Raw genomic sequence first — 14,084 nt, 5'->3', positions numbered from 1 at the left:
TGGTCAGGGCTCAGAGCCTGTTTTACTCCAATCCATGTTCTCTGCGGATGTTATACATACCCTGAACAAGCAGCTCAGATGGATCCCGGTTCAATTGCAAATGGGTCAGCAACAGATGAAGCGGGAATGCACATACGTTATTCCCATCGGTGATCGCTGGAAATCCAGCCTCGAAGACTGGTCCCAATTTCTCGTTCCAAGCTAGCCCGACATGCACTTTTTCTGGAGCAAATTCTTGGGTAATTTCCTCAATACAAAGCGGAACTAACACATTGTCAATGATCCCTTTTGCTTCTTCTTCACTTGCTGGTGGTTTTGGAAGTGTTTTGCCTCCCTCAATTTTCATCAGCTCAACGAAGAATGAGGCCATCCATGCTGCCGGATCCTTACCCGACTGGAATCTTGCAATTAACTCGCGCAGAAAAAATCCGCAGGAATACACCTGATCTAATTCAGTTTTCACGTGAAAAACAAAAACAGGACCGTAGGCTTCCATGTTCAATACTTGTCCTTCAACATCTTTAAAGTGTACTCTCAATGCTACAAGGCCGTTATGGTGAACAGCCTTTAGCAGCTGTGCCATATCCTCTTCAGACATTTCTGTATTATCATTTACTTCCTCATTCTCATTTGTTATTTCATTTTCATTAGTCGTCTCATTGTTCATTTTATAATTCCCTCCCATACCTATCATACCATCTAGCGAATTGAACGAACACTTTATAATAGAACAATTTCTACCAGATTGCAGAGAAAACAAAAAAACGGCAGCTTTGCCGTTTCTCTGTTCGTCTCGCTGGAGCTCAATAGCTAGATCATATCCCTTACTTTCTTCACTATTTTACCAGTTAATTGATTAATATCCCCCTCATTTAACTTATAAGCTGAGGTATCTTTACGTGCAGGTTTGTGATCTGCCGATATCAGATCAGCGATATGCTGCTCGATGAATACAACAGGATCTGCTCCAGTTCTTTTTCTGAGCTCCCCTGGCACCTTCGGATTTGGACCGTCAGCTCCGCCACTGATTGAAAGGTAACCATACTTTTGCGGATTTTTCTTCAAATCCTTTAAATAGGCACGGAGCGGTGTGGCCACTTTCCCCATCCAAACCGGTCCAAAAAATAGGATAATATCATATTTTCCTATTTGCTCAGGCTTCGGTTGAACCAACGGTATCCTGTCAAAAATCATATCGAAGGTAATCCTACCGAGTGTTCGGGGTTTGGCTTCCGAGATTCGGATATGTTCAGCCGACAACGCATTCGCCACACTCCTTGCTAATGCTTCATTATTACCTGTGAATGAATACGAAATGACTGCAATGTTCATATAAATTCTCCTTAAAATGAATTATTTCGTCTCCGCCTGCTGTAGGGCATTTTCGAGTGCCTTAAGATGTGTTTTAGAGATAAGCGTTGCACCGCTGATAACGTCCACCTGAAGAGACTGCGATTCAATCACATGACTAAACAAATCACCAATGCCTAGACCATCCTTCAGTTCAGCAGGGTTCCCTGTTTTGTCCAAGGCACCTTTGAGTATTTTGATATCTGTCAGCCGTTCAGCAGATATTATTGCCCTCACCTTGGTATCTCTGGAATGATCTTTGATGCCAATGTATTCCCCCACATAGGTACCCTCCCGCAGATTCTGTATATCTATGACGTTGATAGTAAGCTGCTGAACCTCATGCCTTCCCGGAGCAGTCAAGAGAATACCACCTATCCAACCTATGACTGTAATCACGCATAGAATGCTGAGAACAATAATCCATTTATTGAATTTTCGCTTTTTTCCTCTTCTCTTACTCACCTGCTTGCCTCCTTCCTTTGGATTTCAATTTCGAATGAATATTTAATTATTCATTCATTTTACAAGAAAAAAAACTGCACCATAAGTGTATTAGGGGCAGTCTGTCAAACCCTTCATGATTAGTTCCAGCATATTGTCCAGAAGTTGTGGAAAATACTCCAGCCCGATTTCTTCCTTGTGGGTTTCCACATTAATCATAGCGGCGAAAATCATCATAATCATTTTACTATCCATATCGCTGCGCATTTTACCATCGGCTTGCCACTGCTTAATGATTTCATGGAAGCTATCATACAAGAAGTCGTTTACCTGAATGTTGGTTTCTTCACGGTACAACTGTTCGATTTTTGCGAAAACACATTTGTTATACCATTCCTTAAGAATGGGGTTGGCTATCATACCTTCCAAATTAAGCGCCATCATCTGCCGTATTACTGCCAGTGGGCTTTGGCTCATATCGAGCGATTGCATACAGCTTTTTTTGAGCTTTTCGTTTTCCTCTAAAAAAATATCCATAAAAAGCTTTTCCTTAGAGGGATAATAGTTGTAAAAACTTCCTACAGCTATTCCAGCCATTTTGGTAATGCCAGAAACATTAGTATCTTTAAAGCCTTTATTGCTAAATAGCTCTTTCGCGCATTCGTATATCTTTGTTTTTTTGTCTTCCACTTTTCGTCTCTCCGTGAATGAATAATTATTTTTTCATTCATATCATAGTGTTAACAGCTTGGTATGTCAATGCAAAAATAGATCACCAAAAGCATTAACATCTATAGCATCACCCAAATTAGGTTGGAGTGCCCTCTTATTGCGCAAGAATTAGAAAAATTCTGACTAATCATTCTGATCTTTGCCAAAATGCTTAATTACAACATTATTAAAAATCGCGGTGCCACCTTCAGAAAACAAGGTAATGCCTTGATCATTTATTTCCGGGAAAATTTCATTAGAAAATACAATTTCACCATCATCTATAAAAACTTCAATACTTGTTCTATCCACAAGGATCTTCAGATGCACTTTTTTCTTGTTCACATCAAAGGGGGCCTTGCTTTCAAGATATCTGTCACTCTTATCAGGTTGTCCAGTAAAGGCTCTGTTAACATAAGAATATTGTCCTTCAACAAACACTCCTACATCCACATGGCGCGTCTTATCTGCTGATTCACGAAGTCTTAAGCCTACATTGGTACTCTCTGACCAAGATAGATCTGCATCGAGCTGGTAATTTTCACCTGTGATATCAAGTGTTGACGAGCCGTTCACTTTTATTTTTTGCAAGGAATCCGTTGAAGTTACCATTTGATCTAATGCTTCGATGGGGTGTGATACTAACTGATACGATTGCTCTTCATCTCGTGTTAATTTTATTTGACGCACGATTGAATCCATTCCGTTAAAACCTTCGTTAAGATTGGGGGTAACATGAGGGTAATCCCAATTATTCATCCAGGCCAAAGCATATCGATGATTGTATTGATCCTTATCCTTTCCCTCTTCAAACGTTACAGCACCATACCAATCAAATCCATAATCTAGCCACTGTGGTTCATGATAATCCGTGATAAATTCATTCCCATTAAAATCTCCAGTCCAGTAGGCATACGTGTTGGGTTTACCTATCGACTTACCATTTGCACTGACCCCAAGAACCCATTTATAAGTGCCATCATTCGCCCGCATCATATAGAAGTCAGGACACTCCACAATTCCGATATTTTCTGTTTCGAAGCCGCTTGTGTAGTGCCAATCCTTTAAATTGTCAGACTCGTAAAAGCCTACTTTCGTACCTTCGGCTAGTGTCATCACCCATTTATGAGAATGTTGATCCCATATTATCTTCGGATCTCTGAAATCTTCTGTGCCCGGATTTGGCAAAATAGGATCATCACTATATGATTTAAACGTCAGCCCACGATCCGTACTGAACCATAAATATTGTTCTTGCTTCCCCGCCTCTGCAGAGGGCTGTGTTAAAATCGCCACAATTGCCCCTTCGCCAAAACCTGCTGTATTGCTATCGTCAACAACAACAGATCCTGACCAGGGATCACCATTGGGTGTTGTATATTTTGGAATCGCAACGCCTTCATCTGTCCAGCTCACCAAATCCGTTGATGTGGCATGTCTCCATTCTGTACCATTTCCATCCGGGTAATCAGCATTATAGAGATAATAGTAATGATATTTACCATCAAAATAAATGGGCTTCTGCGGATCGTTTTTCCAATGCTCAGGTACAGTGAAATGATAGCTAGCCCGAGTGGTAGGTTTATGATCAGGAACGTCGGTCCCCGGCTTATTCTTCTCTCCAGCGCCATAAGTTACTAATACTATTGTCACAATACAAATTAAACAAAGGATTAATATAGTGATTCCTATCATTTTTTTCTTATTCAAAATATACCTCGCTTTTTTCACATTGCTTATAAAAAGAAAAGTAAACGCCAACTACATCGGCATTTACTTTGTAAATAATTAATACGGTTTGTTACCTTTAAGTGTCAATTGCCCTTGTTCCAAAATGCTGTTCGGTACAACTGAAGTCTTGGAGCCTTTAATATTCAGCACAAAGCTTGGGGCAAAAGTGGAATGATGATCCCCAAAGTAACCTCTATTCGTCATGTAACTTGTGATGACTACATTATTCCCTTTCACTTGCGGAATCGCAAAGTGAGCATAAGTCCAGGTAATATCATAAGGATTAAGATCTTGATGGAGGACAAGTCCTGTACCATTTAATGGTTTATACGGTCCGTTTAAAGAATTAGATACGTACCCGAGCATGTAGATGTCTTCATCATCAATGCCATCAATGAACATTTTAGAACCTCTTGAGCTTGTGAACAGATACCACTTGCCATTCAATTTAAATATGTTCGCACGTTCAATTTCATCTGTCACGGTATTGGAGGCAAGTAGCGGCTTCATTTCTTTTTTGAATGTATAATCATTATTTAATTCAATGATACCGAGCGCACCATTCGCGGTTTCCGCAGATGTTTTGTCAGCACTGCTTAGTAATTTCTTTTTCTCCGCTTGGAAGAAGGCATTGCTATTACCATAATAAGCTTTGTTAAAGAGAGATTCTTCACCCTGGTAACCCGTAGTTGTCCCTGTATTTGCTTCAAACACAAGATACTTGTGGCCTTTATCCTCCACATAGTGAGGATCTCTTAAGGTATGATTATCGTCGTAATCGCCTTTGCTGAAACCGGTGATATCAAGACTTTGATAAATTTCACCTTGATTACCGTCATAGATGGATTTCATATCTTCTACGCCATCAATCTTAAGGGTATCCCCATCCGGGGCAGAGACATTAATTTGAGCTGTAGTTAAAGTTTGTTTCCCGTAAAATCCGCGATCTGGATCCCAAGGATGACGATTGGTGTAGAACAAGCGAACTTTGCCATCAGATGTCATGGTTGCTGAACCGGACCATTCTTCGGCTTGATTGTTTAAAACATAATCATCAGGTACAAGTTTGTCACTATCCTTAAACACCCGGCCGGCATTCTTCCAGCTGCTGATAGAGTTGTCTCCTTCTTTCTTATAGAACAAATAAATAAATGTGTCTGATCCATTATTAGGGTCGCCCGCCAGACCAAAAACAATTTGATACCCCTTATAACTTGCTGCAGTTCCATCTGCATTTTGCAGCGGCCAAGTATCCCAAACATCCATTTCAATTTTGTTTCCATTCTCATCGAACTTAACGGCTGCAGGAATGTTCTTAATCGTTGAAGCATCAAATTTTGGGACTTGGAATTGATTACTATTTTGTTGTTTGGGTAATTTCAACATGTCAGCGCGAGTGATATGAGAGAAACCGTAGTCATTGTACTCCGGCTTGTTCGGCTTGTTATTTCCTTTCGCAAAGGTTTGAGTAGCTCCACCTAACATTAAAGCAGCTGTAAAGGTTAGGATTGTTGTTTGTTTAATCATTTTCTTGAAATTCATCATCTAACTCCTCTTATACTTTAAATTTGGGTTTCGGTCTTCCTTTGTGCTGTTCCCCTTTTAAATTCTAATGAAGAGTAGACGTTATGAGTATGTCGTGAATTGATGCATTTACAGGGTTATATTGATTTGGTTTTATTACTTCACATGGGTATCCCACGATTTTTGAAGCTCTTGAAGCAATTGATCCCGATTGATTTGCTCTCCTACATAAGCTTGCATAAGATAGCCAAACTCCTCTCTTGCTCTGGGAGGGAATTTGAACCAATTCCAAGATAATGTTTTCTGCTCATCGACGTATCGCATAAGATCTTTTACAAGCGCTCCCGAACGGTCCGTCTCTATATTTTTAAAAGCTGAAATAAAATGAAAGCGATCCTTCATGAACTTTTTCCCTGTTTCCGAGGAAACCATCCAGTTCAAAAACTTTTTGGCTTCCTTCTTCTTTTCTGGCGAAGATTCTTTATTAACAGCCCAATTATTAGATATCCCTACTGGCAACGCATTGTTTTCGGCACCATCATTAATAGGCATGGGTAAAAAACCGATATTCATATTCGGCGATATTTGATCAATTTTAGACTGAACCCAATTCCCTTGTTTAAGAATCGCCGTTCTCCCTGTTGCAAATAACTCAACTTCCGAATTATAATCTGTTGTCAAAAAATTTTCGTTACCATATTGTACGGTCAAATCCAGCATCCGAATGACATCTTTAACTTCCTTATTCTCTCGAAAAGATTGTGTTCCGTTGTTTAACCCTTGAATAAAAGCATCCGGCTCCTCCTGTTGTGCAATAGCAATATTCAACAGAAGTACAAAAAACCAATGATCGGAATACCCAACAGAAAAAGGAGTCACACCTATAGCCTTCAGCTTTTTCGCCGCCACTTTTAATTCAGTAAACGTTGTCGGGAGAGGAGTAACCCCAGCCTTTGCGAATAAATCCTTATTATAAATAAAACCGTAGCCTTCAAAATTGATCGGCATCCCGTATATTTTCCCGTCCATCTTCATCGGTTCTAGCGCCTCGTCATAAGCCTGTTCCACCCAGGGTTGATCCGATAAATCTTCAAGATATCTACTCCATGCCCTCGCTTCTTCATAACCGCCATTTGGAAAAATATCCGGACCAACATTGGCCGCAAACCTCGCCTTTAGCTCATCAAGGTAGTTAGCTCCTCCGCCAAAGGTTAGAATTTCCACGTTAATATTCGGGTTTTCCTTTTCATATTCCTTAACCATCTGCTCGAATTCTATAGAAATTTCCACTTTAGGATTCAGTACCTCCAAAGTGACTGTCTTATCCGCTACCTTCAAATCCGCTTCCTTCAGTGGACGTGTATGCGCACCACATGAAGAAAGCGTTAGCGTAATCAACCCCACGATAATCATTTGAACCCTTTTTATTTTCATAATTCCCCCAGATGCATTCAACAATGAACTTATGTATTGGCTATCCTGACTTCCGCGTCTATTTCTCTTGCTCCCTGTGAATTACGATATTCAGCAGGCGTCATACCGACGTTTTTTTTGAACAGCTTAGAGAAATAAATCTCATCTTGATACCCTAGCTTTAAGGCAATCGAGTACATCTTTTCATCCGATTCCAGTAACCACTGTTTCGCTTGATTTATTCGTAAATGAATGACGTAGTTAGTAAGAGTCATCCCTACTTCTTGCTTAAATCTCCGCGAGATATGTTCTCGGCTCAGAAAAAAACGGGCGGATAATTTGTCCAAACTTAACTCTTCCATATAATGCTCATCTACAAATGCGACAATATCATTCATACGCCTAACATCATCTAAATCCGCCAAACGATGGATTGCTCTAAAATTTTGTTCAGCCATAGACCTTTGTGCAGATTGAAAAGATAACGATATCTCTGCGAGCGATTGGAGGGAAGGGCCGCTAACCAAACGAACAGGTATATCAAAATGCTGGGTAATCCATTCCTCTATCGGGAAAAACTGTCCATGAAGGGACAGAATCACACAGACATTAGGATCATTTTGAAGCGTAAATGCATTTCCCCACTCCCGTGTAGCCAGTTCTTCGGTCAAAAGCTGAATGTATGGCTCCGAATAGTGAGATTGGTAAAAATACATCATGGTGAAGTCGTATACGTCTGCCTGTGGGAGAGCTGAGGCAATTTCGCCTGCATCAAAAGCTTCACCGTTACAAGCAGCAGTAATCTCCCTGTTTAAGCGAAACATTTTTACCTCTTCATAAAATCCGGACTCCATATTGCGACGGTCTCCCTCTTCTTGTTCCCAGGCTCTCAACGCCCCTTCTATAGTTTCATTCAGCATTTTCTCTTCAATTGGCTTCATCAAATAATCAAAGCATCCCAGCTTAAACGCTTTACGCATGAAACAATAATCGTCAAACCCTGAAATCATAATCACTTTTCCCGGATAGTCTTTAGCAGCCAACCACTCGATTAACTCCATCCCGCTATTTTTGGGCATTTTGACATCTGTCATTATGATCTCTGGAGATTTCTGCTCAATCAACGCCTTAGCCTCGAGACCATTTCTGGCTTCCAGCACTTCGGTAATCCCGTATTGTTCCCACCGTCCCAAAAAACGGATGATTTTTCTAACATTAGACTCATCATCTACAATAAGAGCTTTCATAAATGTTACTTCTCCTTTAGGTAGAGTGGAATTACTAGCCGTACAGTGAACCCTTGTCCCTGCATTGAATCCAGTTTGATTCCCGCTGTGTGATCGAAATGAAGAACCAAGCGATCATGAATGTTTTTTAACCCGATATGTGCAAAAGAAGGATTGCCTTCGTTAACCGGTGTGTAGAGATTATTTTTTAATGCCTCAAGTTCATCATCCGTCACGCTGTTTCCGTTATTTTCTACGACTAGATTCAAATATTCACCTTGTATTTCACCATAAATATGGATGTAAGCTTGTTCATAGCCCTCGTCATAACAGTGCTTAAAAAAGTTCTCAACGAGCGGCTGCAGGATCATACTGGGAACCGGAATATCAAAAATATCTTTAGGTATATCAATGGAATAGCTAAAATCAGTCTGAAAACGTTCCGCTTGAAGATTCAAATAAGCCTGTACATAATCCACTTCGCTTTGAACCGTCGCCTTCTGATCCACACGAATCGAGTACCGCATCATTTTGGATAAAGAGGTAATCAGTTGATATACTTTTGGAGATTCAGAGAGTAGGGCAACAGCAGCAATGGATTGTAAAGAATTAAATAAAAAGTGCGGATTAATCTGCGACTTTAGCGCCCTATGCTGATTTTTCCTGTTCTCTATCTCAAGCTTATACTCCCGGTCAATGTGACGGTTGATCCGATTCATCATCTCCTTGATATGTCTTTCTAGAATACCGATTTCGTCCTCCCGCATATCGTCGAATGGGGCATTCATATTCCTCCCCTCGATGCGCTGGACTTTTTGACTAAGCAATTTTATCGGCCGTGTAAATCCATATGAAATGATTGTTATCATTATCAAGCCCAGTCCACCTACAACCACACCTACAATGATGTTTGTATAGGCGGTTTTCCTTACATCTTCAAATAAAAAAGAGCTCGGGGTTACCTTAGCAAAATGCCACTCTTTTATCGGTTCCTGCAATGTTCTAGTAAACACAATATCTCCTTCTGGAGATTTAGTATCTGCCTGTGCCGGACTTATTTTCCTTTGCAGTTCATCAGGAACGGTTTTGCCTATCCATGTTTCATCACTGGCGTAAATGACATGATCCTCCGCATCGGAAAGCCACACGCTCTCTTTATTTTTCTGTAGAAAATGATTAGCGATATGAGCAATCTTGTCCAAATCAATATCTATAGTGATGACGCCCAGAAATTCCTGCGTTAGGACATCCACAATTTTGTGATGAACCGTCAAGACCATCGTTTTATCCGAAGGAGGCATAATGGAGGTATCGTTATAGTTCTCAATCAGATGCGGAGCTTCAATAAGATAATTGCTATTAGAGCTCATCAGCTTCTGAATGGAAGCTTGCTGTAATAAATCCGGATTCCTTTTACGGGAACTTAACATGGCATTATAAACTGTAAATGAGCTTTTCTCTTCGTTTATGAATAAACGAATCTGACGAATTTCACTCCTCATGAGATAGAAGTTAGTCATACCCTTATTAATTTCAAGCTGCTTAAAATAAAAATCTTCTTCTAACCCTTCTTCAAACACCCTGAATAAGTCTGGATTTCGGTATAAAATATATGGAAGATTAATGATTTCATCAAAATATTGCTCTAGATCGGCTGACGCCTGCTGAATTTGCTCTTGGCTGTTCTCAAGTTCATGTCGTTCCACATTCTCTTTCGTCTGCCGATAGATCAACAACACGGATAAAAAATACGGTAGAATTATAAACACAAGCAGCAAGAATAATAAGCGCTTATGAATGCTTTTCAAATAAATACTCCTCTGTAAAAATTTCGGTTTTCAGCAAAAAATCTAATATCAGGTTTTATATTTTCACAAATATCCAACACAAAATCAAAATACTTGTTGCTGAGCAACAAGTATTTTTGCCGGATCCATATATGACAAACGCCAATCGTTTATTACCCAGATTATATCCATATGAAACAACCGTAAAGAAATTTCCGCAAATTAATCAGCTATTTGAAGATTGAAATAATTCCCTGCACAATGGGCTTCCAAAGATGGGGGTATTCTTGCTGAATTAACTGTCTTACCTCCTCCCCCTTGATGTCGTTGAAATTATTATCTTGAGTAATAAAGGTATAAGCACCTTTTACGGTATCCCCTATAGCTATATGCCCGCTTGCATATCCACCCATTGCAATATGGGAAGCGATAGAGAGACCACCCAAGGAGAACATACCTACAGCTAAACCTCCAACAGCAAATATCCCCAATGCTATTCCACCAACGGCCATTGTACCCGCCGCAATGCCCCCAACGGCTAACAAAAGCCCTAGAGCCAGACCTGCAAAGCTGATGAGTCCTAAAGCAAGCGCACCTAAACATAATCCGCCCAAAGCAACAATACCAATGGATACAGCACCAATCGCAACATTACCTATGGCAATAACCCCTTTGGCAACGTATAGCCCCCGTCCGATATGGATATGAACCAGAGGAATTCCAAAGCATGTTCTCTTACTTTTGTACTCATAATGAAACAAGGAATTCAGATCTACATATACGGGGCTTGCGACATGCTCTGCTTTGGTATCGCTTGAAGCATCCTTCACCAGATGATCCAAACTTACGTGAAATAATTCACTTAAACTAATCATCTTATCCATTTCGGGATAGGATTGACCTGATTCCCACTTAGACACGGCTTGCCGCGAAACACCAATCACCTCCGCCAAGTTCTCCTGGGACATTCCTCTCTGTTTCCTATAGCTTTGCAATTTATTTGCAAAGTCCATTCGCCATCACCTCATGCTCATCATATTATAACGTTCTGTAATTGACTACCTATCTACCCTTACATACTGTCAACCACTGGTTGCACAGCTGATTTTGCGGGCTTTTATCCTCATTAAACGTTCTTGATTCCCCATTCTCCCTGTTTCCGGGCAAGATGATAGCGTATAATATACGATATAGAATATTCATCAGAGGAGACTATAAAACCATGAAATTGAGTATGAATTGGATTACGCTTCGGGTCCGCGATCTGGAGGCTTCCCTTCATTTTTATAACCGGATACTGGGGCTACCCATTGAGCGTAGATTTGAGAGCAGTGGAAAACAGATCGTCATGTTAGGTCTGGAGGGGCAACCCAAGATCGAGCTTATTCAGGGAAGTGACCCGGCTTTGAAGCCGGAATGTGGCGTTTCTGTGGGTTTCGAAGTGGATTCACTTGATGAAGCGATGGAGAGTTTAAAAAGCCAAGGTATCCCAGTAGCGCGCGGACCAATCGCCCCCAATCCCCACCTGCGGTTCTTTTATATCCTGGACCCGGACGGGTTTGAGGTGCAGTTAGCGGAGCATAACTAACGTTTATCAAGCGCGTTATTACCTCAAAAAGAAATAGACCGCCCTAACCAAAGGTAGCGGTCTATTCTGCCGTGTAAAACCTAACCCCCACTCTTAAAGCAAGGCTTTATTCAACAGCTTTAGTTGATCTTTTTTCAGTGAAAAAGTAAACCAAAGCCAATAGCGGCAGGATCACTCCGATGAGTGAGGCGAAGGTCCATCCCCCATAGGCATAAGCCCAACCACCCAAAGATGATCCAACGGCTCCACCCACGAAGAAAATCGCCATAAAGATCCCATTAAGACGCCCCCTCGCTTCACTACCCAATGAATAAATCACACGCTGTCCGAGTACAAGATTTCCGGATACGGCCATATCCAATGTAATCGCGGAAATAAAGAGCAGAATGAGAGCAAAAGTTGAGTGGCTATGGAAAAGATGAATTAGTAAAAAAGACAAGGTGGCAATGATCATGGCCAGCCCGGTTAACCATTTGCTCCAACCTTTATCTGCCAGTCTTCCAGCAATCGGCGCGGCTACAGCCCCACCAACACCTACTAAAGCAAACCATGCGATACCTTGCTGCGACATTCCAAAATCATCCGCCAACCGCAACGGAACCACCGTCCAAAAGAGACTAAAAGCTCCAAATAAACAAGCTTGATATAAGGCACGTCGGCGCAATATAGGCGTTTGTTTTAAAAGGGTGCCTAAAGAGACAATTAATTTACCATAGCTTACCGAAGGTGCAGGTTTACGTTCAGGAAGAAATCGCGACAGCAGAATGGCTAACAACGTGATGACGACCGCTGAAAAAATAAACACGGCTTGCCATCCCCAGATGCTGGTGATAAAGCTTGCCACTGGCCGGGCAAACATAATGCCTAGCAAGAGTCCACTCATAACATTACCAACCACACGGCCACGCTGCTCTTCAGACGCTAAATAGGTGGCATAAGGCACCAGGATTTGGGCTACCACAGAACCGGTTCCTATAAACAAAGATGCTGTCAGGAACAAAGACGCATTAGCTGCGAAAGCTGCAACCAGCAATGCACCCACCGCAACCATTAACGTGATTATCGTGAGGCGCCGATTCTCAACAATGTCACTCAGCGGCACGATAAATAACAAACCTACAACATAACCGATTTGAGTTAAAGTGACGATCAATCCTGCGGCTGTAGAAGAAAGTCCTGTCGAGACACTGATAGGTCCAACAAGGGTTTGAGCATAATAAAGATTGGCCACGATAAGCCCGCATGCAGCTGCTAACATAAACATCATCCAACTTGAAATGTGGTTCTCTTTCACCGCTTGTTCTTTTTGCATGTGAATCCTCCTCAGATTATCTTAATGATTTAAATACTGTACGTTCAGTTCACTAATTCATGTTTAAATAATATACTGAACGTATCGTTTTGTAAATAGGCGATGGTCATTTATTTTTTCAGGTTTTTTTAGTATACTGAACGTATAGTTTATATTTTGATTGGAAACAGATTAACGAAAGGGTGATTTCAGATGGAGAGTAAACGAGGGCGTCCGCGTAATGTTGAGACGGAGAAGTCTATTCTTTCCGCTTCCTATGATTTATTATTGGAAACTGGTTTTGGAGCAGTTACGGTGGAAAAAATAGCGGATCGTGCCAAGGTTAGCAAAGCTACGATATATAAATGGTGGCCTAACAAGGCTGCCGTGGTGATGGATGGATTCCTATCCTCCGCTGCGGACAGACTGCCCGTACCTGACACAGGTTCAGTATTCGATGATATTCTCATGCATGCAACGAACTTATCCCGGTTCCTGATTAGTCGAGAGGGTAAAATCATTACGGAGATCATTGGCGAAGGACAGATGGATTCAGGCTTGGCAGAAGCTTATCGGACCCGATATTTCCAGCCTCGTCGGCTTGAGGCACGGCTGCTTATGGAACGGGGTGTTCAGCGCGGGGAATTGAAGGATAATCTCGATATTGAAGTAGTTACCGATCTTATTTACGGGCCGATATTCTACCGCTTGCTGGTGACCGGCCAACCCATAGACGATGCTTATGTGCAGCAGTTGGTGAGGTACGCTTTTCAAGGAATACGTAACTAACGGGAACGGTAATGGAAAAATAGACCGCCCTCTCTCACCAGAGATGCGGTCTATTTCTGCTCGTAGTACTATAAAACGTCGGACTGACGGAAGGATCAGATACAACGGACCGAGGTGCTCTTATTTTCTCATTATAGGGCGTTTTCCCAAGCTATCGGACTCCTACGCACTTATCTAGTCTTTTCAAAGCAAAATACTGCTACTGATGAGGGAATAAGTGCGATACGGTC

The 14,084-nt window shown here is 41.4% G+C and carries 13 protein-coding genes; 2 read left to right on the top strand and 11 right to left on the bottom strand.

Annotated features, from left to right (window positions below; genetic code table 11):
* Positions 1-22: 22 nt before the first annotated feature.
* The 10 genes from NSS82_RS11330 to NSS82_RS11285 form a co-directional block, all read right to left on the bottom strand.
* Positions 23-667 (bottom strand): hypothetical protein, encoded by a 645-nt coding sequence (locus NSS82_RS11330; protein ID WP_036679224.1) that lies wholly within the window; start codon positions 665-667, stop codon positions 23-25.
* 143 nt (positions 668-810) lie between these two features.
* A complete protein-coding gene (locus NSS82_RS11325) occupies positions 811-1,332 on the bottom strand; it encodes a flavodoxin family protein (protein ID WP_051491057.1) in 522 nt (173 codons plus the stop codon).
* 21 nt (positions 1,333-1,353) lie between these two features.
* Complete coding sequence (locus tag NSS82_RS11320) at positions 1,354-1,815, bottom strand: FMN-binding protein (protein WP_076273119.1); 462 nt, start codon at positions 1,813-1,815, stop codon at positions 1,354-1,356.
* A gap of 90 nt (positions 1,816-1,905) precedes the next feature.
* Positions 1,906-2,484 (bottom strand): TetR/AcrR family transcriptional regulator, encoded by a 579-nt coding sequence (locus NSS82_RS11315; RefSeq protein ID WP_076273118.1) that lies wholly within the window; start codon positions 2,482-2,484, stop codon positions 1,906-1,908.
* Between the two features lie 165 nt (positions 2,485-2,649).
* Positions 2,650-4,200, bottom strand: coding sequence for a glycoside hydrolase family 32 protein (locus tag NSS82_RS11310; protein WP_076273141.1), 1,551 nt, complete (start codon positions 4,198-4,200; stop codon positions 2,650-2,652).
* A gap of 93 nt (positions 4,201-4,293) precedes the next feature.
* Positions 4,294-5,778, bottom strand: a complete 1,485-nt coding sequence (locus NSS82_RS11305) for a glycoside hydrolase family 68 protein (protein WP_076098518.1) — start codon at positions 5,776-5,778, stop codon at positions 4,294-4,296.
* A gap of 138 nt (positions 5,779-5,916) precedes the next feature.
* Complete coding sequence (locus tag NSS82_RS11300; RefSeq protein WP_076273117.1) at positions 5,917-7,194, bottom strand: ABC transporter substrate-binding protein; 1,278 nt, start codon at positions 7,192-7,194, stop codon at positions 5,917-5,919.
* 29 nt (positions 7,195-7,223) lie between these two features.
* Positions 7,224-8,420, bottom strand: coding sequence for a response regulator transcription factor (locus NSS82_RS11295; protein WP_076273116.1), 1,197 nt, complete (start codon positions 8,418-8,420; stop codon positions 7,224-7,226).
* 5 nt (positions 8,421-8,425) lie between these two features.
* A complete protein-coding gene (locus NSS82_RS11290; RefSeq protein ID WP_076273115.1) occupies positions 8,426-10,207 on the bottom strand; it encodes a cache domain-containing sensor histidine kinase in 1,782 nt (593 codons plus the stop codon).
* Between the two features lie 209 nt (positions 10,208-10,416).
* A complete protein-coding gene (locus NSS82_RS11285) occupies positions 10,417-11,199 on the bottom strand; it encodes a helix-turn-helix domain-containing protein (RefSeq protein WP_076098504.1) in 783 nt (260 codons plus the stop codon).
* A 209-nt stretch (positions 11,200-11,408) separates the two neighbouring features.
* On the opposite strand from NSS82_RS11285, the gene NSS82_RS11280 reads away from it, so the two are divergent.
* Positions 11,409-11,774 (top strand): VOC family protein, encoded by a 366-nt coding sequence (locus NSS82_RS11280; protein ID WP_081382354.1) that lies wholly within the window; start codon positions 11,409-11,411, stop codon positions 11,772-11,774.
* A 106-nt stretch (positions 11,775-11,880) separates the two neighbouring features.
* Here the strand turns inward: NSS82_RS11280 and NSS82_RS11275 are convergent, their stop codons facing one another.
* Positions 11,881-13,086, bottom strand: a complete 1,206-nt coding sequence (locus tag NSS82_RS11275; protein ID WP_076273114.1) for an MFS transporter — start codon at positions 13,084-13,086, stop codon at positions 11,881-11,883.
* Positions 13,087-13,278: 192 nt separating this feature from the next.
* On the opposite strand from NSS82_RS11275, the gene NSS82_RS11270 reads away from it, so the two are divergent.
* Positions 13,279-13,854, top strand: coding sequence for a TetR/AcrR family transcriptional regulator (locus NSS82_RS11270; RefSeq protein WP_076107543.1), 576 nt, complete (start codon positions 13,279-13,281; stop codon positions 13,852-13,854).
* The last annotated feature ends 230 nt before the right edge of the window (positions 13,855-14,084 follow it).

The sequence above is a fragment of the Paenibacillus sp. FSL H7-0735 genome (assembly GCF_038008505.1).
Lineage (GTDB): Bacteria > Bacillota > Bacilli > Paenibacillales > Paenibacillaceae > Paenibacillus_AQ > Paenibacillus_AQ odorifer.
Note: the sequence above shows the minus strand (reverse complement) of the source record. Positions and strands in the feature narration are given on the sequence as shown.